The organism is Kocuria sp., assembly GCF_030536815.1.
Classification (GTDB): domain Bacteria; phylum Actinomycetota; class Actinomycetes; order Actinomycetales; family Micrococcaceae; genus Kocuria; species Kocuria gwangalliensis.
Map to the genome: position 1 here is coordinate 1 of NZ_JAUNPE010000010.1, position 26,517 is coordinate 26,517.

Here is a 26,517-nt window from a genome sequence, read left to right on the forward strand (position 1 = left end):
TCATGGTACGACGCAGCGCTCCGGCCATAGTCTCTCCTCAATCACTGGACGGGTGCGTGCAACACTCACCCGCAAATTTATCTCTCTTTACGCTACCGCACGGTGGGACGCGGCCCGAGGACATCCGACCCGATGCGCACGTGAGTGGCTCCGGCCGCCACAGCCGCCTCGAGGTCCCCACTCATGCCCGCCGAGATGGCTCCGGCCCCGGGGTATTCCCCCTGGACATGCTGGGAAATGCTCCAGAGCCGCTCGAAGGCATCTCGCGGTTCACCATCCTGCGGGGCCACGGCCATCACACCGGCCAGTTCGAGCCCGTCGGTCCGGTCGATCAGCCGAGCCAGTTCGGCCACGTGTGAGGGGTGCGCTCCCCCGCGCTGCGTGCCTTCCTCGGCTGACGGGTCCAGGTTGACCTGGATACAGCACTTGAGATCGGCCGTGGCACACGGGCCGGCGGTGACATCACCGGCTGCTACCGCCGCGCGATGATTGGCCACGGCCTTGCCCAGGGCACCGACCAGCGACTCACGGTCCACGGAATGCACCCACGATGCGTAGCGCACCACGCGCTTTGCCTTGTTGGACTGCAACTGACCAATGAAATGCCACACGGGTTCACTCGTGCCGGGCTCCCGCCCGGCCAGCGACTCGGCGACCTCCAGCGCCTTGGGCAGCGCTTCCTGGTCCTTGTTCTCGCCGACGGCGCGCACCCCCAGATCGCGTAGGCGCACCACGTCCTGGGCGGGGAAGAACTTGGTCACGACAATGAGCGACGGCAACTCACCGCCGTGGGCGCGGTCCTCGGAACGCTGCTCGGATGCCGCAAGGATTCGTTGGCGCACGGAGGACAACCGTTGTGCCAGTTCCGCGGTGCGGGCCACGTTGTCATCACCCGGTTGCTGATCGTCGGCGGTAGTCACGGTGTGTCCTTTCCCGCGGGTTCGAATGCTGGTGGCACCCACACGATTCCCGCATGGCGAGAAGTGGTCTTATCGCGTCGATAAGAGTACAGCTGGGTGTGCTCCAGCGTGCACCAGTCCGAGCGAGCGGAGCCGGGGTCAGCGACTCGCACCCGGAGTCCTTCGAGGACGCGGCGTGCGGTGCCCGGCAGGTCGAGTCCCGGACTGTGCCAGGAGGTCTCGGTGTCGATACCGGGTAGCATGCGCGCGGACTCCGCCCGCATGTCTTCCGGCACTTCGTAGCACGCACCACAGATGGCCGGGCCGATCCACCCGGTGAGCGTGGTAGCACCACGCTCACGCAGTGCTCCCACGGTGTTCTGCAGCACGCCGTCGAGCAGTCCGCGCCTGCCGGCGTGGGCGACCGCGAGGAGCGGTGTATCGGCTCCGGGGCGCTCGGCAACAAAGATCACCGGAAGACAGTCAGCGGTCAAGACGACAAGGGGCGTCCCGTCCTCACTGATCGCGGCGTCCGCCACGGGCGCCTCGAGCGGAGTCGACCTGGACGCGCCGCCGTTGGATGCGAAGGTCACCACGTCGGTTCCGTGGACCTGATGCATGTACCGCAGGGAGCCGGCCGCCAGACCTAGCCCGACCTCGAGTGCCCTCCTGTGTGCCGCCACCTGGGCGGGGTCCGCCCCGGTGTGCGCCGCCAGGTTACCCTCGGTCGCGTCCGTGAACGCCACGGCCGCGCCGGCGAATCGGTCGGTGAACCACACGAGACATCATCTCCTCATTGCAAAACTGCGGGGTGGATACCGCCAAGCGGTACCCACCCCGTGATTCAGTCTCTCGGGTGTCTACCCGGCCAGCAGAACCCGCTCAACTCACTTCAGGAAATCCGGGAAGTCCAGGGAATCCTTCCGGGACGAGTTGGCCGAGGAAGGGGTGGACTCGCCCTCGGCGGGCAGGTCCACGTCGAAACCGGCGTCGTCCGGGATGTCGTCCTGCTGGGACTGCCGGGAACCGAAGGACTGCGAGTTGTTGTTGCCGTAGGAGGAGCCACCGCGCTGCGGGGAACGGCCCACGCCCGAGGGGCGTGAGGCGTCGCCGCCGAAAGCCGCACGGGTATTGGCCGCCTGGCGATCCGCAGGAGAAGAGTTGTTGGCATTGGTTTCCTGCGACACGGAGTCGAAACCGGCCGCAATGACGGTCACGCGTGCCTGGTCACCCAGGGCATCGTCGATCACGGCACCGAAAATGATGTTGGCCTCGGGGTGAGCCACTTCCTGCACCAGGCGCGCGGCCTCGTTGATCTCGAACAAACCGAGATCGGAACCACCCTGGATGGACAACAGCACACCGTGGGCGCCATCAATGGACGCTTCCAACAACGGCGACGCGATGGCGAGCTCGGCGGCCTTGACCGCGCGGTCCTCGCCCTGTGCCGATCCGATACCCATGAGCGCGGAACCCGCACCCTGCATCACCGACTTCACGTCCGCGAAGTCAAGGTTGATCAGGCCCGGGGTGGTGATCAGATCGGTGATACCGGAGACACCGGACAGCAGGACCTGGTCTGCGGACTTGAAGGCGTCCAACATGGACACGTTGCGATCGGAAATGGACAGCAGCCGATCATTGGGGATCACGATGAGCGTGTCCACTTCGTCGCGCAGGGTTTCAATACCGTTTTCGGCCTGGTTGGAGCGACGCCGGCCCTCGAACGTGAACGGACGGGTGACCACGCCAATGGTCAATGCACCCAGCGAACGGGCGATGCGCGCCACCACGGGTGCGCCACCGGTACCGGTGCCACCGCCCTCACCGGCGGTCACGAAGACCATGTCGGCGCCCTTGAGCACTTCCTGAATTTCCTCTTCGTGGTCCTCGGCTGCCTGGCGTCCGACATCGGGGTTGGCGCCTGCGCCGAGACCGCGGGTCAATTCGCGACCGACGTCGAGCTTGACGTCAGCGTCCGACATCAACAGCGCCTGGGCATCGGTGTTGATGGCGATGAACTCAACGCCGCGCAGACCTTCTTCGATCATGCGGTTGACAGCGTTGACACCGCCGCCGCCGATGCCGACCACCTTGATGACGGCCAAGTAGTTCTGGGGGGTTGAGGAGTCCATATGCACCTAACTCGCGTGGGGCTTGCCGATATCCAACGTGCGAATCCAATAAGATCAAGAATTACTTGAAACTTGAGCGATTTACACACGCGGGGAAACATCGATTTTCATGTCGCCCTTAGAGTACCAATCACCCGGAGGTTCTCCCTATCACGATCGGTTGTGTTTCCTGATAAGTCGCCGTTTCCGCTGATCAGCGGGGCATCCGGTACATTCAATCTGAGCTTGACACTTAGATATGGGACCGAGACACGGTTACTTGATGGTCGGGTGCAGGGGAGCTGAAACGTCGTACTCGGTACCGTCCGCCGTGTCCTCATCGTTCACGAGAGCCGCGAGCACCTGTGCCTTCAACTCACTGTTCGAGGAATCCCCCCAGATCGCCTTCCGGCCGTCCGCAAAGATCAATTCGACCGCTGATTCCGACGGCGCAGCGGCCGTGTCGAGCTGGCTCAGGACGTTGGCGGGCAACGAGGCGAGGACATTGGAGATCGCGGAGAATTTGTCGGTGCTCAGCACGTCCCTGCCACCCTCGATCATGGGGACGTCGGGCCGGTCCTGCTGCCCGTAGGTGGACAACTGCTTGCCCTGAGAATCGACGAGGATCAGCTCCTGTCCCTCCTGTACCGTGGCCACCCCCACGCGTTCGTGCAGCTCCACCGTGATGGTGTGGGGAGGTTTCAGGATCACATCCACGGACTTCACCTGGGGAACGTTGCCCACGGCCTCACGCACCTCGTCCTTGGAAATCCTGGTCAGTGGTACACCCTCGAACCGCTGTAGGGCGTCCTCGACGTTCTGGGGGTCGGTCAGGCGCGCGCCCTCCACGTCGATGGCGCGGGTGGCGAACAACGGTGAGAAGAAGACGAGACCCACGAACAGACCCGCCGCCAGTAATGCACCGAGCAGGGCGAGCCACCGGTTGCGGCGGAGCCGGCGGTGGGAACTGCGTGGAAAGGCCACCACGGTGTCCGGATCATCGTCGGTGGGTTCCGCCTCGGTCACCGCTGACTGCGCCTTGGCCACCCTGCGGCGCTGGCGCCAGGACGAGAAACGGCTCCCCGGGACCGGGGTTTCTTCCAGCTGCCCGGTGTCCACGCGGGACACTTTGGACTCGTCGTTGACGCGCACCCGCACCGGTTCGGGTTCGAAGGACTCGCCCGAATCGTCGTGAGTCGGACGGTCGAATAGATTCTCCTCGCCCGCTCGCGAATCCGCATGTTCCGCAGAATCCGATTCCCGACCCAGACGCGGTTGGTGGGGTGGAGTGGGCCTGACCATCAGTTGAGCGCCAATCCGTTCACGATCTGGGGACCCAGCGCCGTGACGTCACCGGCCCCGATCGTGAGGATCAGGTCACCCGCCCCCGCCGATTGCAGGACGGCACCAATGGCTTCTTCCGCCTCCGGCGTGGACGCCACACGACCGGATGCGGCGAGCTCCGCAATGCTGTGCCCGGTCACGCCCGGAATGGGTTCCTCGCGCGCCCCGAAGACGTCCAGGACGTACGCGCGGTCGGCGAGTTCCAACGCTGCGGCGAATTCGGCAGCGAACTCGCGGGTGCGTGAATACAGGTGTGGTTGGAAAATTGCGTGCACCTTATGCTCTCCGGCCACTTCACGGGCCGCCGTCAGCGCGGCCTGGACCTCGGTCGGGTGGTGGGCGTAGTCGTCGAAGACGCGGACCCCGCGGGCGGTGCCTTTCAGGTCGAAGCGGCGGGCCGAGCCGTGGAACCGGCCAAGACCCTCGATGAGTGCCTCCGGCTCCGCACCCGCGGCCACACCGGCCGTGAACGCTGCCGCGGCGTCGGCAATGTTGTGGGCTCCGGGTACCAGCAGGTCCAACTCGAGTGAACGAGCGTCTTCCCCGGCCAGGGCGAAAGTGAGGGTGCAGTGCGAGCCCACGCCCCGCGCCTCCACATCGGAGATGTGAACGTCCGCGGCGGGGTCCAGCCCGTAGCTCAACACGGCCTCACCGGTCTGACGACGCCGCTCGGCCAGGTTGCGCGAGCCCTCGTCGTCCAGGCACACGACCAGGGTGCCGCCCGGGCGGATGGTCTCGGCAAACCGGTCGAAGGACGCGAAGAATTCTGCGGCCGAACCGTAGTGATCCAGGTGATCCGGTTCCACGTTGGTGACCACGGCGATCTCGGGGAGGTAGGCGAGGAACGAGCCGTCGGACTCGTCCGCCTCGGCCACGAACCACTCGCCGTCGGCGAATCCCGCGTTGGCACCCAGGTCGGCCACGAACGCGCCAATGGCCCACGACGGGTCGAGGCCCGCCGCGCGGAAGGCAACCGTGGCCATGGAACTCGTGGTGGTTTTCCCGTGCGTTCCGGCCACGGCCACGACACGTTGCCCGTGCATCGCGGACGCCAGTGCCTCCGACCGGTGTACCACGCGCAGGTCCTGCTCACGCGCGGCCGCGAGTTCCGGGTTGGTGGGCTTTATGGCGGTGGAGACCACCACGGTCCCGGCACCGGCCACGTTCTGGGCCCTCTGACCCACGAACACCGTGGCTCCGAGCTCTTCCAGTTCGCGCAGCCCCTGGGAGTCCTGCGCATCCGAACCGCTCACGGGTACCCCGCGGGCCAGCAACAACCGGGCCACGGCGGACATACCGGCCCCACCCATGCCAATGAAGTGGACACGCCCCAAAGCGTGGGGGTCGAGCTGGACCTGGGGGTTCACGGTGGTCTCCTCCGAACGGAAATAGTGAGTGATCGGTGACTAACTTAACGCTGCGGTGCGTGGTCCAGCACCAGCTGCGCCATGGTCCGGGCCGCGTCGCGAATACCGTGGGCGGCCGATGCCCGAGCCATTTTTTCCAGACGGGGGGCGTCGGTGACCAGGGCGGCCACCGTAGTGCGGTAGTAGTGCGCGGTGAACTCGGAATCCTTCACGAGTTCTGCGCCCCCGGCGGCCACCAGCGACCGCGCATTGAGCGCTTGCTCCCCGTTGCCAATGGGCAACGGCACGAAGACCGCCGGCAGCCCAACGGCTGCGACTTCACACACGGTGGCGGCACCGGCGCGGGCCACGAGCAGGTCCGCTGCCGCGTAGACCTTTTCCATCCCGTCCACGTATTCCGTCTGCACATACCCCGGTGCCCGCAGCAATTCTCCGTCACCGGTGCGCACCTCTTTGGTCCGGCCGGTGACATGCAGCAACTGGTAGCCGCCGCCTGCGACTTCCCGTGCGATGTTCGCCACGGTGCGGTTCATGGATTGGGCACCCGAGGATCCCCCGGTCACCACCACGGTGGGCAGGTCCGGTTCGAGTCCCAGTTCTTCGCGTGCCCGGGCCCGCAGGGCACCTCGGTCGAGCTCGGCGATTTCTTGGCGCATGGGCATGCCCACGGCCACCGCCCCCTTGAGCGGAGTCTCGGGGAAGGCGGTGGCCACCACGGACGCGAACCGGGCACCCACGCGGTTGGCCAGGCCGGGACGGGCGTTCGCCTCGTGAATGATCACGGGAATCCGACGCCGCGCGGCCGCCAGGTACACGGGTGTACACACGTAGCCACCCACGCCCACCACGACGTCCGCCCGTTGGGAGTCGAGAATGCGCCCGGCCTGCTGGACCGCGCGGTTCAATCGCCCGGGCAGGCGCATCAGATCTGCGGACGGGCGGCGCGGCAGGGGTACGCGGTCGATCAGTTCCAGGGGAACCCCCGCGGCCGGCACCAGGCGGGTTTCCATTCCCGACGCCGTACCCACCGCGCACACCGACGCCGCCGGAGCTGCCTCCCGAATTGCCCGGGCGATGGCCAGGAGCGGGCTGATGTGTCCCGCTGTTCCCCCACCGGCGAGCACCACGTGCACGGCCCGGCGGTCGTTGTTCAGTGGATCACTGGTCAAGGTGTGCCTTTCCCTCCTGCGACGTCATGCGCCGCAACCATTCTGGTCCCCGACGTCGCGGCTGGTGGTCCTCGGCGGCTTCGTGTGCCTCCTGCCGGTCCAGGATCGTGGAATTGATGCCGACCTCAACCGAGCGGGGGACCCGGGCGAAGGACATCACCACGCCCACCGCCATCAGGCTGATCAGTAACGCCGAACCACCGTAGCTGATGAACGGCAACGGAATGCCGATGACGGGAAGGAGGCCCGTGACCATGCCGAGGTTCACGAACGCCTGACCCACGATCCACGTGGCCACACACGCGGTGGTGATCTTCACGAAGATGCTGCGGGTCCGCAGGATGATGCGCGCCATGGCGATCACGATGATCGCGAAGAACAGCAAAATGATGGCCGTTCCGAGCAGCCCCAGTTCCTCACCGATGATCGAGAAAATGTAGTCGTTGTGCGCCTCGGGGACGTAGTTGTACTTGAGTCGGGACTGCCCCAGGCCCACGCCCCACCAGCCACCGGTGGCCAGCGCGTTGAGGCCCTGTTGGGCTTGCCAACACGCATCCGTGGCACCGCATTCGCCGAACAGCCAGCCCGTGATTCGATCAACGCGGTGCGGGGCGGTAACGATCGCCCCCACACCGAGCACGGCACCGAGTACGGCCGCACCGGCAAAGATTTTCAGCGGGGCCCCCGCGAAGAACAACGCAGCGGCGTAAATCAACACGAACACGATCGCGGTACCCATGTCCCCGCCGGCGGCCACCAGGCCGGTGGGTACCAGGAATCCCAGGGCAGAGGGCCACAGGGCCTTTTTCCAGTCCCGGATCTCATCGCCCTGTTTGGCGAACTGCGCCGCAAGCCATACGCACAGGGCCAGCTTGGCTGCCTCGGAGGGCTGGACGGTCATGCCGCCCAGATTCAGCCAGTTGCGGTTACCGTTCACTTCCTGGCCGATGGGTGTGAACACCAAGAGCAATAAAAACACGCCGAATCCCCACAGGCCCCAGGAGAACTTGCGGTAGATCCAGGCCGGGACGAAGGAGAGGCCAATCATTGCAATGAGGCCCGCTACGCCGAACATGGCCTGGCGCTGGAACAGGAAGTAGGCGGAGCTGTCCTCGGCAATAGCTTCAACGGCCGATGCGGAGAGCACCATCATCATGCCGATCGCGGTGAGCATGAGCACCGCCCCGGCCAACGCCCAGTAGGAATGGAACAGCGGCCCGTCGACCAGCTGGTGCCACAGGTGACGCAGTTTGGTGGTCAGGGGACGGTCTCCCCCGTTGCCGGCCCGCACCACACCCATGTCGTCCTCAGGCATGCCGGGCGGCGTCTGGGTTCCGTGTGCGGGAGTGACCACGGGGTGGTCGACCACGGCGGCGTTACGTGGGGTGGTGGAACCCCGGCCAGGACGTTTCGCCATCACAGTCCCAGTTCCTCGCGCACGCTGTTCATGAAGGCGTCACCGCGGTCCGCGTAGTCCCGGAACTGATCCATGGATGCGGCGGCGGGAGCCATGAGCACGGTGACGTGCGGTGCCGCGAGCGTGCGTGCTTGCTGCACGGCCACGCGCATGGCAGCGTGCCCGTCCTCCGGGTCCACGGCGGAATCGACAGCGCCGGGGCCCGATGTCGTCACCACCGTCACCGCGGGAGCATAGCGTTCCAGTGCGCTCAGTAAGGACTGGTTGTCGGTTCCGATCAGGATCACCGTGTGCAGGCGCGAGGCGTGGCGTTCGACAAGTTGGTCGTAACTGACGCCCTTGGACAGCCCACCGGCAATCCAGATGACCGAGTCGAAGGCCGAGAGGGAAGCCTGGGCAGCATGCGGATTGGTGGCCTTGGAATCATTGACCCAGCGAACGCCGTCGGACTCGGCAACCAGCTGGATGCGGTGGTCCCCGGGTTGGAATGCGAGCAGCCCGTCCCGGACCGCTTCCGGGGTGACCCCGGCGGCGCGGGCCAGTGCGGCCGCGGCCAGGGCGTTGGCCACCACGTGTCGCGTGGGAAGCGCGCCGGTATCGGCCACGTTGCCCAGTTCGGCGGCGGTATTGGCGCGGTCTTCCACGAAGGCCCGGTCCACCAGCAGGTCCTCCACGACTCCCACCATGGACAGATCCGGGGAGCCTGTGGTGAAACCAATGGCGCGGCAGCCTTCTTGAACGTCCGCCTCCTCCACGAGTGCCACGGAGCCCTCTTGTTCCGCGTTGTACACGCACGCCAGTTTGGTGTTCTCGTACACGCGGGACTTGTCGGCCACGTAGTTCTCGTACCCCTCGTGCCAGTCCACGTGATCCTGGGCCAGGTTGAGCACCACGGACGCCAAGGGGGCCAGTGAGTGAGCCCAGTGCAGTTGAAAACTGGACAGTTCCACGGCCAGGACGTCGTACTCGACCGGATCACGTAATGCGTCCAGGATGGGGGTGCCCACATTGCCCACGGCAATGGCTTTGAGTCCCGCGGCCTGGAGTATGGAGGCGGTCATTCCCACGGTGGTGGTCTTGCCGTTGGTTCCCGTGATGCACACCCACTCGGCGGTCTTGCGGCCCGCGCGTTCACGCACGCGCCACGCCAGTTCCACGTCACCCCAGATCTGGACGCCTTCTTCCCGGGCAGCAGCCAACAAGGGATGCGTGGGTGGGAACCCGGGCGAGGTGACCACCAGGTCCGGGCGCTCACCGGCCACGTCGGGAACGTAGGTCATGGCGTCCTGGCCGAGGTTGATGTCCAGGGCGCCCACGATGCGCAGGGTGTCCGCGCGTTGTCTGTTACGCGCGGTGTCATTGCCGTCCAGGACGACCACGCGGGCACCGAGCTCAATGAGGGTGTCCGCGGCGGCAAAACCGGATACACCGATTCCGGCCACGACCACTCGCAGCCCGCGCCAGTCCGCATCCCAGCTGGTCAGCCCGGCCAATCGGGGGTTGCCCACCATTGGATTTTCATTGCCGGCGTGAATCATCGAAGTGCCTCAGCTCCGGGGAAAGCCCCTCCGTTGTGAATCAACCAGTCACCGTAGAACACGCCCAGCGCCGCGGCGACGAACAGCCCGGCAATGATCCAGAATCGCACCACGATGGTGACCTCTTGCCAGCCCTTGAGCTCGAAGTGGTGCTGCAACGGGGCCATTTTGAAAATGCGCTTTCCGCCCGAGAGTTTGAAGTAACCCACCTGCATGATGACGGACAGCGTAATGATCACGAAGAGACCGGCAATCAGGATCAGGAGCAGCTCGGTGCGGGAGAGCACCGCGAATGCTGCCAGCGCGCCGCCGAGCCCCAGCGAACCGGTGTCTCCCATGAAGATCTTGGCCGGTGCGGTGTTCCACCACAAGAAACCGATCAGGGCTCCCACCAGGGCCGCCGCCACAATGGCCAGGTCCATGGGGTCACGCACCTCGTAACAGGCCGCCTGGTCCACGTTCTCGCACAGGTGCCCGGACTGCCACAGAGCGATCAGCATGTACCCGCTGAACACCAGGATTGACGCGCCCGTGGCCAGGCCGTCCAGGCCGTCCGTGAGATTCACGGCATTGGTGGTGCCGGTCGCGATCAGGTTGACCCAGATGATGAAAAGGATGGCGCCGATGATCGGTCCGGCGAAGGCCAGATCAACGTTGGTGTCACGGGTCCAGGAAATTGCCGTGGAGGCGGGGGTGTTACCGGCCGCGTCCGGGAAGAACAACACCAGCAGCGCGAAGGCCACCCCAATGGTGCCCTGCAGAATCATTTTGCCGGCCGCGGTGAGCCCCAGGTTCTGCTTCTGGGCGATCTTCTTGTAATCGTCCAGGAAACCCACCGAACCCATGCCGAGCATCAGCCCCAGGGCCAAGAGCCCGGACACGCTCATACCGCCGTTCTCGGGCCAGGCCAGAACGCTCACCACGTGGGTCACCGCATAGGCCGCCACCACGGACAACAGGATGGCCACCCCGCCCATGGTGGGCGTGCCCCGCTTGGTCTGGTGGCTCGTGGGGCCGTCATCGCGAATGTACTGGCCGTATCCGCGGCGGGCCAGCATCTTGATCAGCGCGGGGGTGCCGAAAATTGAAAAGACGAGGCCCAGCCCCGAAGCCATGAGCAACTGAATCATGCCGGTTCGTCCCCTGTGCCGTCGATGGTGCCGTTGGAGGTGGCCGCCTGGCCGGACGCTGCCGCCGCGACCCGGTCACCCAGGTGGTTCAGACCCGCTGCATTGGAGGATTTGAACAACACGATGTCACCCGGTTGCAGTGCATGCATGAGGTAATCCTCGGCGTCCTCCGCGGTGGCCACCCACTGGGCCTCGTCTCCCCACGAACCCTCCAGGGTTGCGGCGGTGAAAATGGGGCGGGCAATGTCCCCGACCGCCACGACATGCGAGATGTTCATCCGCACCAGGAGCTGACCGAGCGCATCGTGCGCCGCGACCGACTTGTCCCCCAGCTCGTACATTCCGCCCAACACGGCCACGGTTCGACGCGGTGCGCTCTCACCGTCACCGCGTCCCATCTGGGCCAGCGTCTGCAGGGCAGCGCGCATGGACTGCGGGTTGGCGTTGTAGGCGTCGTTGATCACGGTGACACCGTCCGGGCGCTCGATGCGCTCCATCCGCCAGCGCGACTGGGCTCCCCTGCCATGGAGGCCGGCGACTATGGCCGGCGCCGGGACACCCGCGGCGAACGCCACCGAGGCCGCGGCCAGGATGTTGGCCACGTGATGGGCGCCGATGAGCTGGGATTCGATGTCGTGCGCAGAACCGTCCGGCAGGTGCAGGGTGAACCGCGGGCAACCGTCGGCTCCCACCATCACGTTCTCGGCCCACACCCGCTCATCTTCGTGTTCGGGTGTGTGGGGCGCGGAACCCAGGCCGAAGCTCAGGATCCGGGCCTGCGTTCGGGTACGCATCTGACGCACGCGGGCGTCGTCGTCGTTGAGGACGGCTGTGCCCGATGTGGTGAGACCCTCGACCATTTCGCCCTTGGTGCGGGCAATGTTCTCCACGCCACCGAATTCACCGGCGTGGGCGGTGCCCACGCACAGCACCGCACCGACGTCCGGGCGGACCATGTTGCACAGGTATTCGATGTTGCCCAGATGATTGGCACCCATCTCGATCACGAAGTAGCGGGTGTCCTCCTGCGCGGTGAACACCGTGAGGGGTACGCCCACCTCACCGTTGTAGGAATTACGCGGCGCAACGGTGGGTCCCTGTGACCCGAAGATGCCCGCCAGCAGGTCCTTGGTGGTTGTTTTACCCACGGAGCCCGTGACCGCCACAACGGTGACCGGGTGCTCCGCTCGGAGGCGGTCGATCACGTTACCGGCCAGCGCGCCCATGGCCTCCACCACGTCGGGAACGAGAACACCGGGGTAGGCCTCCCCCGCCTCATCCGCTATCTCGTGCTGCATCACATGGAGCACGGCGCCGGCGGCTGCGGCCTGCGGCACGAATGCGTGGCCGTCCGTGGTGTCGCCGGGCTTGGCAACGAACAGGGTGCCCGGTGTGACCTCACGGGAATCGGTGGTCACCGCGGTGATCACCACGGCCTCCGGGTCCTGGACGCCCACCAATCTGCCTCCGGTGGCCCGGGCCACCTGAGCTGCGGACAGGGGAATCATGACTGCTCCTTACGACTCGAGTGCAACGCGTCCAACGCCGCCGTGAGCTCCACGCGGTCATCCAGGGGATGAGCCACGCCGTTGAGATCTTGAAAAGTTTCGTGGCCGCGGCCGGCCACAATGATGGAATCCTCGGGCCGGGACAGGCGCACCGCGGTGTGGATGGCCACCTCACGAGGCGCAATCACGTGCACCTCGGCGGCCCTCGCGCCGTGTTCCTGGGCGGCTCGCGCACCCTGGGCAACCTGTTCGCGGATCGGGGCGGGATCCTCGTCATGCGGATCGTCGTCCGTGATGATCACAATGTCCGCGCCCTCGGCGGCAATCCTGCCCATGATGGGCCGTTTGGTCTTGTCACGGCGTCCCGTGGCACCGAACACGATAATGGTGCGGCCACCGTCCTCGGTGGGTTCCACCGATTGCAGGGCCCGGGCCATGGCGTCCGGGTTGTGGGCGAAGTCCACGACGGACGTGGGCCGCGTTCCGATCAACTGCATCCTGCCGGGCACGTCCGTGGTCAGTGGATCATGGTCGTCCAGCGTCTTTTGCAGGGTGTCCAGCTCCACTCCCGAATCCAGCACCATGAGTACCGCCAGTGCCGCATTGGCCACGTTGAAGTCGCCGGGCAGTGCCGTGGACACCGACAGTTTGCGACCATCGCGGTGTTGCAGGGTGAACGCGTGGCCAATACCCCGCCGGGTCAACGAATCCAGTGTCCAATCGGCGCCGGACCGGTCGGGGCCGGCGTGGGCGTCGTCCCCGATGTTGCCGCGCAGGGCCACCGAGGTGACGTGTTCCGCTCCGAGATTCTCGCGTGCCCGGCGGGCCATTGCCTCGCCCCACGTATCGCCCTCGGTCAGCAGGACGACGGCGCGCTCGGTGCGTTCGGCGGTGAACAGCTGGGCCTTCACCTCGAAGTACGCGTCCATGGACCCGTGCAGGTCCAAATGGTCCTGGGTGAGGTTCGTGAACCCCGCCACGTCGTAGTGGACGCCGTCCACGCGGTGAAACTCCAACGCGTGGGAGGAGACCTCCATGGCAGCGGCGTCGATACCGCGCTCACGCATGAGGGACAAGAGCGAGTGCACGTGGGGTGCTTCGGGAGTGGTGAGCTTGGACGGAATGGGAGTGTCCCCGGCCAGGATCTCAATGGTCCCGATCAAGCCCGTGGAATGCCCCAGCGCCCGCAGGATGGAATTCACGAAGTACGTGGTGGTGGTCTTCCCGTTCGTACCGGTCACGGCGAACAGTTTCTGGGCGCTGGCGTCCCCGGGGTGGGAGTTGTAGATCTCGGCCGCAACGCGACCGGTCCAGGCCCTCGGATCCGCGCTGACCAGCACCGGGAGCTCCACGCCCGCTTGCGCCACGAGCTCCGCACCCGCGGCATCGGTGAGAATGGCCAGGGCACCGGACGCGGCGGCGTCGGCGGCGAATGTCGCACCGTGAACATGTGCTCCGGGAAGAGCCGCGTACAGGTCTCCCGGCTGGGTCTCACGAGAGTTCAGGACCACTCCCGTCACCCGCGTCTCCCGGGCACCGGGGGAAGCCACGATCTGCGCGCCCGTGAGGCGGGCCAACTGCTCAACAGTGTGCGCCACGGGACGGGACGGCCGCGCGGACTGCGCGTCGGGTCCCTGGTCGGCAGATTCAAGCATGAAATTCCTTTTCAATGAGCTGTCGCGAGTGTTCCCCACTCGCCCGGGCCGGTACTTACCGATATATCACCTCGTCGTGCGAGTTTATCCGGCCGTCTCTTCCCGAGCCGGTGCAGGCCACGTTTGCTCCAACGCGTTCGACGGCGTCACCGAGCGATCCAGATTGTCCGGGACCTCCTTGGTGATGGCCACGGGATCGCTGGTGGACGGGGGAACGTTGTAGTGATGCAACACCTGCTCCATGATCGTGGAGAACGTCTCGGTCACGCCGATGGTGTGCACATCGCCCTCGGGCCGCTGCAGCGTGATCCCCACGAGGTACTGCGGATCCTCCATGGGTGCGACGCCCACAAAGGATGTCGTGTAACCGTCGTAACCGCCCTGGTCACTGGGGGCCTCTGCGGTGCCGGTCTTACCACCCACCCGGTAGCCGGGTACTGCGGCTTCCTCGGCGCCGCCCTCGGTGACCACGGTCTCCATGACGTCCAGGGTTTTCTGGGCGGCGTCCTCGGAGACCACTCGTTTGCCTTCCGGCTGTTCGGAGGTGGTCACGGTGCCATCGGCCTGTTCCGTGGATTCCACCAGTCGGGGTTCGATCAGAACGCCGCCGTTGGCGACCGCTTGGAAAATGGAGGCGGTGCGCAACGGGCTCTGGGACACACCCTGGCCGAACAACACCGTGAACTGTTGCCGGAAATCCCACTCGTCCGCCGGGGCGAGAATGCCCGACGTCTCACCCGGGAGTTCGATACCCGTGGACTGACCGACGCCGAAATCCGCCATGTAATCATGCCGGGTCTGCTTGTCCATCTTGGCTCCCATGATCACCGTGCCGGTGTTCATGGAGTCGGCAATGATGCCGGCCACGGTGCGGTTCTGGGTGTCGTGGTCAAAGGCGTCCGTGATCTTCTCGGAATCGATCTGCAAGTTCGGTGGCACCGTGATCTCGGTCTCGGGATCCGCGATTCCCTGGTCCATCACGGCGGCCGTGGTCAGGATCTTCTGGGTCGATCCCGGCTCCACGGCGTGCGTGACGGACCGGACGCCCAGGTCTTCCGAATCCGCCTCTCCGGGCACATTGGGATCCACCGTGGACGAATCCGCCATGGCGAGAACCTTGCCCGTCTTGATGTCCATCACCACGGCGCTGCCCCATTCGGCATCGAGTTCCTCGGCCCGCTCGGACACGGCCTGCTGCGCGAAATACTGGACGTCGCTGTCCACGGACAGTTGCACGTCCGCGCCGTCCTCGGCAGCTTGCAGTTCCTGTGGCGCCACGGGGATCCGAACGCCGTCCCCGGAGATTTCGTACCGGCGTTCACCGTTCACCCCGCGCAACTGCTCGTCCTGCGTTTGCTCGATACCGCCCAAGGCCTCGTTGTCACCACCCAGGAACCCCACGATGGAACCACCCACCGCACCATTGGGATAGCTGCGCTGGAAGGTCGGCTGGCCGAAGACATAGGGCAGGTTGAGGTCTTGAATCTTTCCGTACTGCTCGGGAGTCACCCCGCGGGCCACGTAATTGAAGGTCTTGTCCCCGTCCAGAGCGTTCTTGACCTCGGTGTCGGGGAGACCCAGGGCATCGGCTATGTCGTACACGGCCTGGGTGGGTGTCACCTGCTCGGTGGACTGATCGTCCTTGACGCGGGTGAACTCGGCGACCGCTGTCTGATCCACCGTGATGTCGTAACGCTGCAGGGTTCTGGCAAGAACCTTGCCGTTCGTGTCGCGGATATCTCCGCGCACCGCCGGGATGACTTCCGTCTGGGTCCGGCTTTGCGCGGCAGCCTCCGCACGGCCGGTGGGGTCCAGTCCCTGCACCCAGAACAGCTTTCCCGCGACCACCAGAAGTAGCGCCAGCAGCAGGGCGATGCCCACCTGCGCGCGCGTCCAACGCGGTCGCCAGGACGCGGTTCTGGTTGCGGGTGATGACACGGTGAATCCTCAATTCCTAGGGTCAGAGAAGTGGGCTACCTCCGAAGGTCCGGCCGTGTTCCGGCTCCGTAGCCGGAACTGCACGAAGGTTACTGTCCGGGCTCACGCTGTGCAGGTGCCGGGACGGAGCCTCCGTTGAGGCTCTCCTCCTGCTGGGCCTGCTGTTGAGCCTTGCGATCGGCGGCCTTCTTCGCGGCCTCTTCCTTGGCGCGCTTTTCCGCACGTTCCTCGGCGGCCACCCGAGCGCTCTCCGCGGCTTCGGAGCCCTTCATCTCGGCAGGAGGCACCAGAATGTCCTGGGTCTCACCCTTTTCTGCCGCGCCCGACGCCGCAACAACGGCCCCGCTGCTCAGCTGAATCGTTCCGATGTCCTGAGCCTGAACCATTCCCAGATCGTTGGCGCGCGCGGCCAGGTTCTGAGGGGCGGCGTTGGCCTCGATGTCCTGGGTCAGGGCTTCGTTCTCCTGAGAAAGTGCCCGTTCCTGAATGGTGAGTTCCGTGAGGCGATACTGCCCCGAGGAGATCTGGATGTTGAGGAACAAGATGCCCATGAGCGCCGCGGCCAGGGCCAGGGCACACATCACCACGGTCGACACGCGACTGCGGCGAACTTCGCGGTGCGGCACCACCGACAACGGGGTGCGCGGTTGCGGCGTGTGTTCTTCTTCCCCGGGGGTCGATGGGGGCGCCGGTCGTGTCATAGCCGCGCTGCTCATCGTGTTCTCCCTGAGTTCATGGTGGTGCGTATTTTCTCGACGGCCCGCAACCGAGCAGAGGCAGCTCGGGGGTTGGTTGCGGTTTCCTCCTCGGTGGGCCTCTCGGCCCCTCGGGTCAGAACCTTGAGCGTGGGCTGGTGCTCCGGCAGCTCGACGGGGAATCCCTTGGGTGCCGTGGACCGCGCTCCGCGCGCAAATTCTTGCTTTACAATTTTGTCCTCAAGTGAGTGGTAACTCATGGCGACGACACGCCCGCCGACCCGCAGAGTTTCCAATGCGGCGGGAATGGCACGAGCCAGAACATCAAGTTCTTCATTAACTTCAATGCGCAGGGCTTGGAACGTCTGCTTTGCCGGGTGCCCCTTTTTGTGCTGGACACTCAGGGGGACCACGCTTTTCACCACGGTCACGAGCTCGCCAGTGGTCTTGAGCGGCTTCACCGCACGCGCCGCCACAATGGCTCGCGCGATCCGCGGGGCAAAGCGCTCCTCACCCCAATTGCGCAAGATGTCGCGCAACTGGTCCTCGTCGTACTCGTTGACCACGGTTTCCGCCGTGAAGTCCGCCTGAGAGTTCATGCGCATGTCCAGTGGCGCGTCGAATGAATACGCGAAACCCCGTTCACGTTCGTCCAATTGCAAAGAGGAAACACCCAGGTCGAACAGGACACCGTCCACCATCTCGACTCCCGCGACCGCAGCGGCGTCCGCAATGTTGTCGTAGGTGGTGTGGATGCTCAGGAAGCGATCCCCGAAGCGCGCCAAGCGCTGTCCCGCGAGTTCCAGGGCTTGTGGATCTCGGTCGATCCCCACCACGGTGAGGTGGGGGAAACGTTCGAGCATGGCTTCTGTGTGGCCACCCATCCCCAAGGTGGCGTCCAGGGCGACGGGTGAATCAACGTCGAAACCGGGAGCGAGGAGGTCCAGACAGCGATCGAGCAGCACCGGTACGTGGCGCTGCTCAGCTGGTGTGTCCTGCATTCGGGCTCCTGATCTGCTCCGGGTTCAGCCCTGGCCGCTGTCACCCGCGTGATTGACGATGTGTGGTCTTCCGCGATCCGGTTACCAGATCCCCCTCCGCCACTCGCCACTCGAATCCGGCCTGACTCGGGGGAAGTCGAGTCAGGACGGTGACGTGGGCGGCTGGAGATCTCATATCCGGTGCGCGTGCGCTGCGGTGAAAATCAGAACAACCCCGGGATCACCTCTTCTTCGGTGTCCGAGAACGCTGCCTCCTTCTCATCCAGGTACTGCTGCCACGCCTGCGCATCCCAGATCTCCGCGCGGCTCCCTGCGCCGATCACGGCGAGTTCTTTTCCGAGCCCGGCGTACGTGCGCAGTGCCGCGGGAATGGTCACGCGACCTTGCTTGTCCGGTACCTCATCCGAAGCGCCGGACAGAAAAACGCGGATGTAGTCCCGTGCCTGCTTGGACGATAACGGTGCCGCTCGCATGTGTTCGTGCACCCGGGCGAACTCCTCCATGCTGAACACGTACAGGCAGCGTTCCTGCCCGCGGGTCAGTACGAGTCCGTCCGCCAGTTCGGCCCGAAACTTGGCCGGAAGGATCAACCGGGCCTTCTCGTCGAGGCGTGGCGAATATGTTCCGAGAAACATCTCCACCGCCTTGAGTCAGGGGTCCAGCCGCACCCTCGTTCCTCTATCGCGCTCCACTTTACTCCACTTGCCTCCACCGTCAACGCAGCGCCTCCCCGGCCCCGGCCCGTCAAGGGTTCTGGCGTGTCCCCGCCAGTTTTCGGGCAAAGAAATACTCCCCGGTCGCGGACCGAGGAGTGGAAAGAGGGGGTACGAGGAGGAAAGTGGGGGGCGTGGGGCGGGGGTTAGTTTCCGCCACCCTGATTGCGCTGATCCCACTTCTGCTCGAGGTTCTGCAGGAAGCCGGACGAGGACTTGGTGCTACCGCCGCGCTTGGTACCGGAGGGTTTGGCGTCTGCAAGGTCTCCCCCGGCCGGAATGAATGCCACGTACACGCCCACTCCCATGACGATGAAGCCCAGTACACCCAGAATGATCAAGTTGGCGGCCACACCCGCCAGAACGACACCCAGACCGACCACGGCAATCACCACGCCCAGCACCACGTTGCGCTTGGACCCGCGCCCACGCGTGGGCTCAGGCTGCATGGTGGACGCAAAACGCGGATCTTCTTGGTGCAGTTGCTTCTCAAGCTGCGCCAGAAGCTGCTGTTCGTGCTCGGAAAGGGGCACGTTTCCTCCTGAGTGTTGAAGTGAAGTTGACCGCGAAACCCGGAAAATCATCACGTGTCATCAAGGATATCCTTTGCGGCCTGGTTTGGCACGGCAGGGCCCAGGAGTTTGGCCGGGCGAAGCACTCCCGGGCCGAACCTGTGATGAACTCGGTCCATGGCCTGCTCGGCTGCCCCCCATTCCTCCTCGCGACCGTCCAGGCTGAGCTGCAACGCGTCACCGGAGGCCGCCAATTTTTCAGCGCGAACTCCCAGCAACCTGACGGATTGTTTCCGTGGCCCCACATGGTCCAGCAGGGCTGTGGATTCCGCGTACAAATCATGGGCTGACGTGATGGGATGACTCAGGGTCCGCGAGCGCGACACGGTGGAGAAGTCCGCGTACCGCAGTTTCAGCCCCACGCGTTCCGCGCGGAGCCCGTGTCTGCGTAACCGAGCCGCAGTGTCGTGGGACAGCCCCAGGAGCACTTGTTTGAGCTGAGCGGTGTCCGATATGTCGCGGTCGAAAGTGCGTTCCGCTCCCAGGCTCTTTTCTGCACGCACGGGCGTCACCGCGCGGGGGTCGTGACCGTTGGCGAGTTGATGCAGATGGTGGCCTGCGGCGTCACCCACGAGTGATCGGAGACGAGTGACGGGGGTGGCTGCGATATCCCCCACCGTGCTCAGCCCGGCACCCTGCAGAACGGCGGCCGTTCGCTTGCCCACTCCCCATAGTGCGGTTACGGACAGCTGCGCCAGGAATGCCAGGGTGTGCTGCGGTTCCACGATCAGCAGGCCGTCCGGCTTGCAGTGGGCGGATGCGATTTTGGCAACCGTTTTGTTCTCTGCCACACCCACTGAGGCGGTGAGTCCCGTGCGGTGTTCGATCTCCGCACGAATCCGCCTGGCGATAACGGCCGGCGGCCCGAGCCGACGGATTGCCCCGGAGACGTCCAAGAAGGCCTCGTCCACGCTGAGCTGCTCAACGCGGTCGGTGATTTCACGGAACATGGCCATGACCAGCCCTGAGTACTGCGTGTAATCCTCCCGGTGGGGCTCCAGGATCACGGCGTGTGGACACGCCGCACGGGCCTGGACGAGAGGCATGGCTGAATTCACGCCGAATTTCCGCGCCTCGTACGAGGCGGACAGCACCACGGATCGGGGGCCCAGACCCGCCACGATCACCGGCTTGCCCCGGTGCTGGGGTGTCCGCAGTAGTTCGACACCCACGTAGAACATGTCCATGTCCACGTGCAGGATGGCGCAGCGGCGGTACCGGTCCAGTTGCTCCGGGGACGGGCCTTGCGCGGGCTCCGTGGACAGTCTCGACTCACCCATTGGCTCTGCCCTCCCCGTGGTCATGGCTGCGGTGAACCGCGGTTTCGTCCGCCGCGATGCCACCAGCCTATGCAGCGCCTCAGACACGCAAGGACCCTGGGGTGCCCCGCTAGGCTGGAGTGGTGCTCCACGCCCGTGGCGGGGGCAGCCATCACCAGACCACCAGCACACGAGGTGCCCGCCGTATGACCGAGACGCCAGAATCCGCAGCCGCAGCAGGTGCCGAGGACGCACAGTTCTCTCGGGCGCTCACCGATCAGCTGGCGGAGTTCTTCGCGGTGGAGCGCCAGCGGGTCACCCAGATTTCCCCGGACGCCCCGCGGCTGGTGGACTCCATTGAACGGCTCACCTCCGGTGGCAAACGATTGCGCGCTCGGCTGTGTTACTGGGGATGGCGCGCAGCCGGCGGCGGGTCCCTGGCGCCGGCCATTGTGCACGCGGCCGCCGCGTTGGAGTTGTTTCAATCCGCGGCACTCATCCACGACGACATCCTGGATCGCTCCGACACCCGCCGCGGACAGCCCAGTGTGCACCGGGAGTTCGAGCGGGTACACACACAACAGGGCTGGCGTGATGACGCCGCGCACTTCGGTGTCGGTGCCGCGGTGCTGACCGGGGACTTGAGTTTGTCGTTCTCCGAGCAACTGTTCGCTCAGGCCTGCGCGCAATTACCCCGCGACGACGAGCGCTCGGCACGAGCCATTTTCGACACCATGCGCACCGAGGTCATGGTGGGTCAATATTTGGACGTCCACGCCGAGGTCGCCCCCGCGCCGGACGATCCGGAGGAGCAGCTGGCTCGTGCCCTGGCCGTGCTGCGCTACAAGTCGGCCAAGTACTCGGTCGAACACCCGGTACGAATCGGCGCCGCACTGGCGGGAGCGGACGAGCGGTTCGTGGCTCACTGCTCGTCCTTCGCGCTGCCCGTGGGAGAAGCATTCCAGTTGCGCGACGACGTCCTGGGGGTTTTCGGTGATCCGGAAACCACCGGCAAACCCGCCGGTGACGACATCAGGGAGGGTAAGCGCACCGCACTGGTCGCCCTGTGCGCCAGGGGCGCCTCCCGGGCAGAGATCGAGTGGTTGGATTCTGCCCTGGGCCGCGCCGATCTCAGCGAAGACGACGTAGAACGAGCCCGCACACTCATGACCGACAGCGGGGCGCTAGGACACACCGAAGTTCTGATCGGTGAACTCGTGGCCACGGCCGAACAGCAGCTGGCAACGCTCCCCACGAATGAGGTGGCCCGCGCCGGACTGCGCGCGCTCGCGGACGCCGCGGTGCGGCGCAGCCGGTAGGGCTACCAGCCCAGGGCTTGCGCCCGGCGTCGGACCTCGGTCTTGCGACCCTCACGCAGCGCGTCCACGGGACGGCCCGGAAGGGACTCGTCGTCGGTGAAGAGCCAGCGAATGGCCTCCTCGTCCGTGTAGCGGGCGTCGCGCAGCACCGAAATGGTGCCCTTGAGAGCGTTCAGCGGCTGGCCGTCCGCCATGAACTCCGCCGGAACCACGCGGACGCCGTCGGAGGGGCGGCGGACCTCCAGGAACTCTCCCTGGTCCATCATGCGGTGCACCTTGGTGATCTGGATGTCCAGGGCCTGGGCGATATCGGGCAGATACGTCCACTCCCCCACCAAGGAGTCAAGTTCGGCAAAGGTTTCGGCGCTGATCTCGGATGAATGATTCACGGACAATACTTTGCCACGGTTGGCGGTCAGGTTCATGTCTTCAACTCGTCCGGCCAGGTCAGGTACTCTGGAGACGCTGTCACGGCTCCCGCGAGTCGGTGGCCTTCCCCCTCACCCTCGTACTTAGGCAGGAAGCACGAACATGCCGGTTGAGCCACCAGAACATCGCCCGTCCGCCCGGTCCGCGTGGGCGCGCAGGGCCACCAAGGGCTCCGCTGTCACCGCGCTGGCGGCTCTCTCCGCCCTCGGTTCCCTGGGCGCGGCCCACGCGCACTCGCCGGTGACACCTCAGAACAATGCGGCCTCCCAGCATGCTCACACGCGGGGCGAGATCACCGTGGCCCCCGGTGATTCCGTGTGGTCCCTGGCCACCAAACACGGCGTGACGGTGACCGACATGATGAACGCCAACAACATCCCGGCTCACGCCATGGTCCGCCCCGGGGATCGCCTCACGATCCCCGGTCGGCCCAAAGAACATACCGAGGCCGAGCCCGCCGAGCCGTCGGAGCCCCGGCCTCCGAGCGCGCAGCACACCGTTGCCCCCGGGGACACCGTGTGGGACCTCGCCGACCAGCACGGGGTCAGCGTGGTCGAACTGCAGCGAGCGAACGACCTCGACGCCTCCTCGTTGCTGCGGCCGGGGCGCACGCTCACCATCCCCGGCTCGCAGGCCACGCCCCAGGCCGCCGACGCCGCTCAGGCGCCCGCCGCGGCGTCGGCGACCGAACCCGCACCCGAGCCCAAGGCGCCGGAGGCTGCGAAGGCGGCACCCAAAGCCGCCGTGGACGACACGTTCGCCGGGAGAACCTATCCCCAGCACGTGGTGAATTCGGCGAACGAGCACCACGCCGAGTTGCAGAAGCGGGAGCTGCCGTCCCAGGAAGCCCTGCAATCCCTGGTCCGAGAGACCGCTGAGTCAATGGGCGTGGAACCCACGTTGGCGCTGGCTCATGCCGCTCAGGAATCCGGTTTCCAGCAGGGCGTGGTCTCCCCCGCGGATGCCGTGGGAACCATGCAGGTCATCCCGTCCGCGGGAGAGTGGGCGTCCCAGCTGGTGGGTCGCGATCTGGACCTGTTGGACGCGCGCGACAATGTCACCGCCGGTGTGGCCATCATCAAGGAACTCCAGGACAAGACGCCGTCCAAGGAGATGGGTATCGCCGCGTATTACCAGGGTCTGCACGGTGTGAAGACCTATGGTTTGTTCTCGGACACCAAGGACTACGTACGGGCGGTTTCCGCTCAGGAAAAACGATTTGCCTGATCATTCTCAGCAGGACCGCCTGAGCGGCACGCTGCTGGACCGGCGTTACCGGATCCAGCGGCGATTGGCCACGGGCGGAACGGCCTCCGTCTACGTGGGGTTGGATGAGCGCCTCGACCGTCCCGTGGCGCTGAAAATCATCCACGGCCACTACGCGCACGACCCCAAATTCGTGGAACGCGCCCAGCGTGAGGCCAAGGCCGCCGCACGCTTGCACCACCCCAACGTGGTCGCCGTACTGGATCAGGGTCACACGGAGGACGGCGTGGTGTACCTGGTCCTCGAGTACGTGGACGGACCCACTCTGCGCCAGGTGATTGCCCGCGAATCCCCCATGACCGCGCGCCGCGCCCTGGAACTGTTGATCCCCGTGCTGCGCGGCCTGGCCCAGGCGCATCGCTCCGGCATGGTCCACCGAGACATCAAACCGGAGAACGTGCTGTTGACCACCGGCGGGGACGTCAAGGTGGCGGACTTCGGTTTGATGCGCGCGGTGGACGAGCACACCTCCACGAGCAGCACCATCCTGGGCACGGTCGCGTACGCCGCCCCCGAACTCGTGGGCCACGAACCCGTGGATCAGCGGTGCGACGTGTACGCCGTGGGCATCATGACCTACGAAATGCTCACCGGCTCCCGGCCTTACACCGGCACCGCACTGCAGGTGGCCACCTCCCACGTCAGTCGCGACGTCCCCGCACCGAGTCGCACGTCCCACGGGATCCCTGGCAGCCTGGACGAGTTCGTGCTGCGCTGCACCGCGCGCGATCCAAGGGCCCGCCCCGCCGACGCCGCCGCCCTCCTGGACCTTGCCCTCGCAATTCAACGGTCGTTGCCACCCGTGATTGATTCGGCCTCGCTGGATCAGCCGACCGACCTGATTCCCCCGTCGGATGAGACCCAGTCATTGCCGCGGTCCGCTCCGGCGTATCGGACTGTTCCGGCCGCCGGCATTTTGCCCCGGGAAGACCTGGATGCAACCCGGACCGTGGCCATCACGGCGGCAGGCTCCACCGCGCATCGCACGCCGGAACAACCCCGCGTCATGCTCAACCCACAACCCGAACCGCTGCACCTGGCCATCGGCGCCGTGCTGTTCGTCCTGTCTCTGGCCCTGGCCGGGTTCTTGGGCTGGTGGCTGGCCTCCGGGCCGGGGACCGCCGCCGCCACCGTGCCCGATGTGTCGGGTGTGCCCGTGGCCACTGCGGAACGCACCCTGGACGCGGCCGGGATCAGCAACGTGGGCGTGCACACGGCGACCAACGCCCAGATCCCTGCCGGGTCCGTGATTGCCACGGATCCCGGGGCATCCTCCCAGGTGCGCGGGATCGAACAGGTGGTGTTGGTGGTTTCGGAAGGTCCGGCCCAGTTGGACGTGCCGTTGTTCGAGGGCATGTCCCTGGACGAGGCCCGCAACGCAATCAGCCAGGCGGGTTTCTCCGTGGGCGCCGTACAGGAGCGGTTCTCGGAGGAACCCGAGGGCACCGTGGTGGAGCAGCAACCGGCCTCGGGGTCCAAGGCCGAAGAGGGCTCGGCCGTGGGCCTTACCGTCGCCACGGCCAGCCCCACGGAGGAGGTTCCCAACGTGGTCGGTCAGACCGTGGATTCCGCACGGGAGTCATTGGAGGAACTGGGATTCACCGTGGAGGTGAACCGCCCCGTGGGATCCACTCTGGACCGCGTGATTCACCAGCGCGAGGACGGCGACACCGTGATCCTCACGGTGTTCTGAGGACGATTCGATCACCAACGCGCCGCGGCACCGGCGAATGACATCCTTGGCGGAAATCATCCGGCGGTGCCGCGATGGTGGTTGAACGGGCTCAGCGTTGCGCGGAGAGGTACTCCGCCACGAGGAACGCGATTTCCAGCGACTGCATGTGGTTCAGTCGCGGGTCGCACAATGTTTCGTAGCGCTCCGCGAAGGAGGACTCATTGACCGGGTCCGAACCACCCAGGCACTCGGCGACGTCGTCGCCGGTCATCTCCACGTGGATGCCACCCGGGAACGTACCCAGGGACTGGTGCACCTCGAAGAAGCCGCGGACCTCGTCCACCACGTCGTCGAAGTTGCGGGTCTTGTACCCGGACGGAAGGGACACGGTGTTGCCGTGCATGGGGTCGGTGACCCACACGGGCTTGGCGCCGGAACCCTCGACCGCCTGAATGATGGCCGGGAGTTTCTCGCGGATGTTCTTGGCGCCCATGCGGATGATGAACGTGAGTCGACCCGGTTCGCGCTTCGGGTCCAGGGCGTCGATCAAACGCAAGGCATCCTCACCCGTGGTGGACGGGCCGAGCTTCACACCAATGGGGTTGCGCAGCCGCGAGAGCAGGTCCACGTGGGCGCCGTCGAGCTCGCGGGTGCGCTCCCCGATCCACAGGAAATGCCCGGATGTGCCGTACGGCAGGTGCGTGCGGGAATCGATACGGGTCAACGCGCGCTCGTAGTCGAGCAACAACGCCTCGTGACCGGCGAAGAACTCGGTGGTCTTGAGCGCGTCGAAGTCGGCGCCGCAGGCCGCCATGAACTTGACCGCGTGATCGATTTCGCGGGCCATGGATTCGTAGCGGGCGTAGGCGGGGTTGGCCGCGAAGCCCATGTTCCAGGCGTGCACGCGGCGCAGGTCCGCGAAACCGCCGGTGGTGAAGGCACGAATGAGGTTCAGCGTGGAGGCGGAGGTGTGGTAGCCGCGCAGCATGCGGTTGGGGTCGTGAACGCGGGAGGACTCGTTGAAATCAAAACCGTTGACCATCTCACCGCGGAAGGACGGCAGGGTCTGATCACCGCGGGTCTCCAGGTTGGAGGAGCGGGGTTTGGAGAACTGACCCGCCATGCGGCCCATCTTCACCACGGGCAGTGAGGCGCCGTAGGTCAGGACCACGGCCATTTGCAGCAGGGTCTGAACGCGGCCGGAGATCTTGTCCGCGGTGGCACCGCCGAACGTCTCGGCGCAGTCGCCACCCTGCAGGAAAAATGCCTCGCCCGCGGCCACGGATGCCAGGCGCTCCCGCAGCAGGTCCACCTCACCGGCAAAGACCAGCGGCGGAACAGTGTTGAGCTCCTCAATGGCGGAGGCGAAATCCGGGTGCTCGGACCACTGCGGGTGCTGACCAATGGTCCGCTGACGCCACTCGTCCAGGCCGGGATAGTTGGCGGCACTGGGTGAGGGGGTAGTCCTGGAGCGTGATTGTTCAGACTGGGTTACAGAGGTCATTGTCC

The 26,517-nt window shown here is 65.7% G+C and carries 22 protein-coding genes; 3 read left to right on the forward strand and 19 right to left on the reverse strand.

All coding sequences use genetic code 11. The features are described from left to right. Positions 1-92: 92 nt before the first annotated feature. The 17 genes from Q4E95_RS02300 to dinB all read right to left on the reverse strand — a co-directional run bounded on the left by Q4E95_RS02300 (position 93) and on the right by dinB (position 20,340). Positions 93-920: a YggS family pyridoxal phosphate enzyme gene (locus Q4E95_RS02300; RefSeq protein ID WP_303381761.1), complete on the reverse strand. Its 828-nt coding sequence runs from the start codon at positions 918-920 to the stop codon at positions 93-95. Further along, a complete protein-coding gene (locus Q4E95_RS02305) occupies positions 917-1,678 on the reverse strand; it encodes a polyphenol oxidase family protein (RefSeq protein ID WP_303381762.1) in 762 nt (253 codons plus the stop codon). Before Q4E95_RS02305 ends, Q4E95_RS02300 begins: the two co-directional genes overlap by 4 nt. A 108-nt stretch (positions 1,679-1,786) precedes the next feature. Continuing rightward, positions 1,787-3,034: a cell division protein FtsZ gene (ftsZ, locus tag Q4E95_RS02310; protein ID WP_303381763.1), complete on the reverse strand. Its 1,248-nt coding sequence runs from the start codon at positions 3,032-3,034 to the stop codon at positions 1,787-1,789. Positions 3,035-3,289: 255 nt separating this feature from the next. Further along, a complete protein-coding gene (locus tag Q4E95_RS02315) occupies positions 3,290-4,315 on the reverse strand; it encodes a cell division protein FtsQ/DivIB (protein WP_303381764.1) in 1,026 nt (341 codons plus the stop codon). Next, positions 4,315-5,724: a UDP-N-acetylmuramate--L-alanine ligase gene (gene murC / locus Q4E95_RS02320; RefSeq protein ID WP_303381765.1), complete on the reverse strand. Its 1,410-nt coding sequence runs from the start codon at positions 5,722-5,724 to the stop codon at positions 4,315-4,317. The genes Q4E95_RS02315 and murC overlap by 1 nt, the downstream gene beginning before the upstream one ends. A gap of 44 nt (positions 5,725-5,768) precedes the next feature. Beyond that, entirely contained in the window at positions 5,769-6,893 is a 1,125-nt protein-coding gene (murG, locus tag Q4E95_RS02325; RefSeq protein ID WP_303381766.1) for an undecaprenyldiphospho-muramoylpentapeptide beta-N-acetylglucosaminyltransferase, read from the reverse strand. After that, positions 6,883-8,310, reverse strand: coding sequence for a putative lipid II flippase FtsW (gene ftsW, locus Q4E95_RS02330; RefSeq protein WP_303381767.1), 1,428 nt, complete (start codon positions 8,308-8,310; stop codon positions 6,883-6,885). The genes murG and ftsW overlap by 11 nt, the downstream gene beginning before the upstream one ends. After that, positions 8,310-9,848: a UDP-N-acetylmuramoyl-L-alanine--D-glutamate ligase gene (murD, locus tag Q4E95_RS02335; RefSeq protein WP_303381768.1), complete on the reverse strand. Its 1,539-nt coding sequence runs from the start codon at positions 9,846-9,848 to the stop codon at positions 8,310-8,312. Before murD ends, ftsW begins: the two co-directional genes overlap by 1 nt. Beyond that, positions 9,845-10,978, reverse strand: a complete 1,134-nt coding sequence (mraY, locus tag Q4E95_RS02340; RefSeq protein WP_303381769.1) for a phospho-N-acetylmuramoyl-pentapeptide-transferase — start codon at positions 10,976-10,978, stop codon at positions 9,845-9,847. The genes murD and mraY overlap by 4 nt, the downstream gene beginning before the upstream one ends. Beyond that, a complete protein-coding gene (gene murF / locus Q4E95_RS02345) occupies positions 10,975-12,486 on the reverse strand; it encodes a UDP-N-acetylmuramoyl-tripeptide--D-alanyl-D-alanine ligase (protein ID WP_303381770.1) in 1,512 nt (503 codons plus the stop codon). Before murF ends, mraY begins: the two co-directional genes overlap by 4 nt. Further along, the gene (locus tag Q4E95_RS02350) at positions 12,483-14,141 is read right to left on the reverse strand and encodes a UDP-N-acetylmuramoyl-L-alanyl-D-glutamate--2,6-diaminopimelate ligase (protein ID WP_303381771.1); all 1,659 of its coding nucleotides are present in this window, start codon (positions 14,139-14,141) and stop codon (positions 12,483-12,485) included. The genes murF and Q4E95_RS02350 overlap by 4 nt, the downstream gene beginning before the upstream one ends. 84 nt (positions 14,142-14,225) lie before the next feature. Beyond that, entirely contained in the window at positions 14,226-16,079 is a 1,854-nt protein-coding gene (locus Q4E95_RS02355) for a penicillin-binding protein 2 (protein WP_303381772.1), read from the reverse strand. Positions 16,080-16,168: 89 nt separating this feature from the next. Continuing rightward, positions 16,169-16,795, reverse strand: a complete 627-nt coding sequence (locus Q4E95_RS02360) for a hypothetical protein (RefSeq protein WP_303381773.1) — start codon at positions 16,793-16,795, stop codon at positions 16,169-16,171. Beyond that, complete coding sequence (rsmH, locus tag Q4E95_RS02365; RefSeq protein WP_303381774.1) at positions 16,792-17,775, reverse strand: 16S rRNA (cytosine(1402)-N(4))-methyltransferase RsmH; 984 nt, start codon at positions 17,773-17,775, stop codon at positions 16,792-16,794. The genes Q4E95_RS02360 and rsmH overlap by 4 nt, the downstream gene beginning before the upstream one ends. 203 nt (positions 17,776-17,978) lie before the next feature. Further along, the gene (gene mraZ, locus Q4E95_RS02370; protein WP_303381775.1) at positions 17,979-18,410 is read right to left on the reverse strand and encodes a division/cell wall cluster transcriptional repressor MraZ; all 432 of its coding nucleotides are present in this window, start codon (positions 18,408-18,410) and stop codon (positions 17,979-17,981) included. A gap of 224 nt (positions 18,411-18,634) precedes the next feature. Further along, a complete protein-coding gene (locus tag Q4E95_RS02375; RefSeq protein WP_303381776.1) occupies positions 18,635-19,021 on the reverse strand; it encodes a DUF3040 domain-containing protein in 387 nt (128 codons plus the stop codon). Positions 19,022-19,071: 50 nt separating this feature from the next. Next, on the reverse strand, positions 19,072-20,340 hold the full coding sequence (dinB, locus tag Q4E95_RS02380; protein WP_303381777.1) for a DNA polymerase IV: 1,269 nt from the start codon (positions 20,338-20,340) through the stop codon (positions 19,072-19,074). Positions 20,341-20,525: 185 nt separating this feature from the next. Here dinB and Q4E95_RS02385 point away from each other — a divergent pair, with 185 nt between their 5' ends. Then, entirely contained in the window at positions 20,526-21,638 is a 1,113-nt protein-coding gene (locus tag Q4E95_RS02385) for a polyprenyl synthetase family protein (protein ID WP_303381778.1), read from the forward strand. Positions 21,639-21,640: 2 nt separating this feature from the next. Here Q4E95_RS02385 and Q4E95_RS02390 read toward each other — a convergent pair whose 3' ends face one another. Then, positions 21,641-22,033 carry an Rv2175c family DNA-binding protein gene (locus Q4E95_RS02390; protein WP_303381793.1) on the reverse strand — a complete coding sequence of 131 codons (393 nt, stop codon included), beginning with the start codon at positions 22,031-22,033 and terminating at the stop codon, positions 21,641-21,643. 136 nt (positions 22,034-22,169) lie between these two features. Between Q4E95_RS02390 and Q4E95_RS02395 the strand changes: the two genes are divergently transcribed. Both Q4E95_RS02395 and pknB read left to right on the forward strand, forming a co-directional pair. Further along, on the forward strand, positions 22,170-23,294 hold the full coding sequence (locus Q4E95_RS02395) for a LysM peptidoglycan-binding domain-containing protein (RefSeq protein ID WP_303381779.1): 1,125 nt from the start codon (positions 22,170-22,172) through the stop codon (positions 23,292-23,294). Continuing rightward, positions 23,287-25,026, forward strand: coding sequence for a Stk1 family PASTA domain-containing Ser/Thr kinase (gene pknB, locus Q4E95_RS02400; protein ID WP_303381780.1), 1,740 nt, complete (start codon positions 23,287-23,289; stop codon positions 25,024-25,026). The genes Q4E95_RS02395 and pknB overlap by 8 nt, the downstream gene beginning before the upstream one ends. Before the next feature lie 91 nt (positions 25,027-25,117). On the opposite strand, the gene Q4E95_RS02405 is transcribed toward pknB, so the two are convergent. Beyond that, on the reverse strand, positions 25,118-26,512 hold the full coding sequence (locus tag Q4E95_RS02405) for a class II 3-deoxy-7-phosphoheptulonate synthase (protein ID WP_303381781.1): 1,395 nt from the start codon (positions 26,510-26,512) through the stop codon (positions 25,118-25,120). Between the last annotated feature and the right edge of the window lie 5 nt (positions 26,513-26,517).

Excerpts from the sequence above, each read along its gene's own strand:
- ftsZ (WP_303381763.1), bottom strand. The coding sequence starts at position 3,034 with ATGGACTCCTCAACCCCCCAGAACTACTTGGCCGTCATCAAGGTGGTC.
- Q4E95_RS02315 (WP_303381764.1), bottom strand. The coding sequence starts at position 4,315 with ATGGTCAGGCCCACTCCACCCCACCAACCGCGTCTGGGTCGGGAATCG.
- ftsW (WP_303381767.1), bottom strand. The coding sequence starts at position 8,310 with ATGGCGAAACGTCCTGGCCGGGGTTCCACCACCCCACGTAACGCCGCC.
- murD (WP_303381768.1), bottom strand. The coding sequence starts at position 9,848 with ATGATTCACGCCGGCAATGAAAATCCAATGGTGGGCAACCCCCGATTG.
- mraY (WP_303381769.1), bottom strand. The coding sequence starts at position 10,978 with ATGATTCAGTTGCTCATGGCTTCGGGGCTGGGCCTCGTCTTTTCAATT.
- murF (WP_303381770.1), bottom strand. The coding sequence starts at position 12,486 with ATGATTCCCCTGTCCGCAGCTCAGGTGGCCCGGGCCACCGGAGGCAGA.
- Q4E95_RS02350 (WP_303381771.1), bottom strand. The coding sequence starts at position 14,141 with ATGCTTGAATCTGCCGACCAGGGACCCGACGCGCAGTCCGCGCGGCCG.
- Q4E95_RS02360 (WP_303381773.1), bottom strand. The coding sequence starts at position 16,795 with ATGAGCAGCGCGGCTATGACACGACCGGCGCCCCCATCGACCCCCGGG.
- rsmH (WP_303381774.1), bottom strand. The coding sequence starts at position 17,775 with ATGCAGGACACACCAGCTGAGCAGCGCCACGTACCGGTGCTGCTCGAT.
- mraZ (WP_303381775.1), bottom strand. The coding sequence starts at position 18,410 with ATGTTTCTCGGAACATATTCGCCACGCCTCGACGAGAAGGCCCGGTTG.
- dinB (WP_303381777.1), bottom strand. The coding sequence starts at position 20,340 with ATGGGTGAGTCGAGACTGTCCACGGAGCCCGCGCAAGGCCCGTCCCCG.
- Q4E95_RS02385 (WP_303381778.1), top strand. The coding sequence starts at position 20,526 with ATGACCGAGACGCCAGAATCCGCAGCCGCAGCAGGTGCCGAGGACGCA.
- Q4E95_RS02395 (WP_303381779.1), top strand. The coding sequence starts at position 22,170 with ATGCCGGTTGAGCCACCAGAACATCGCCCGTCCGCCCGGTCCGCGTGG.
- Q4E95_RS02405 (WP_303381781.1), bottom strand. The coding sequence starts at position 26,512 with ATGACCTCTGTAACCCAGTCTGAACAATCACGCTCCAGGACTACCCCC.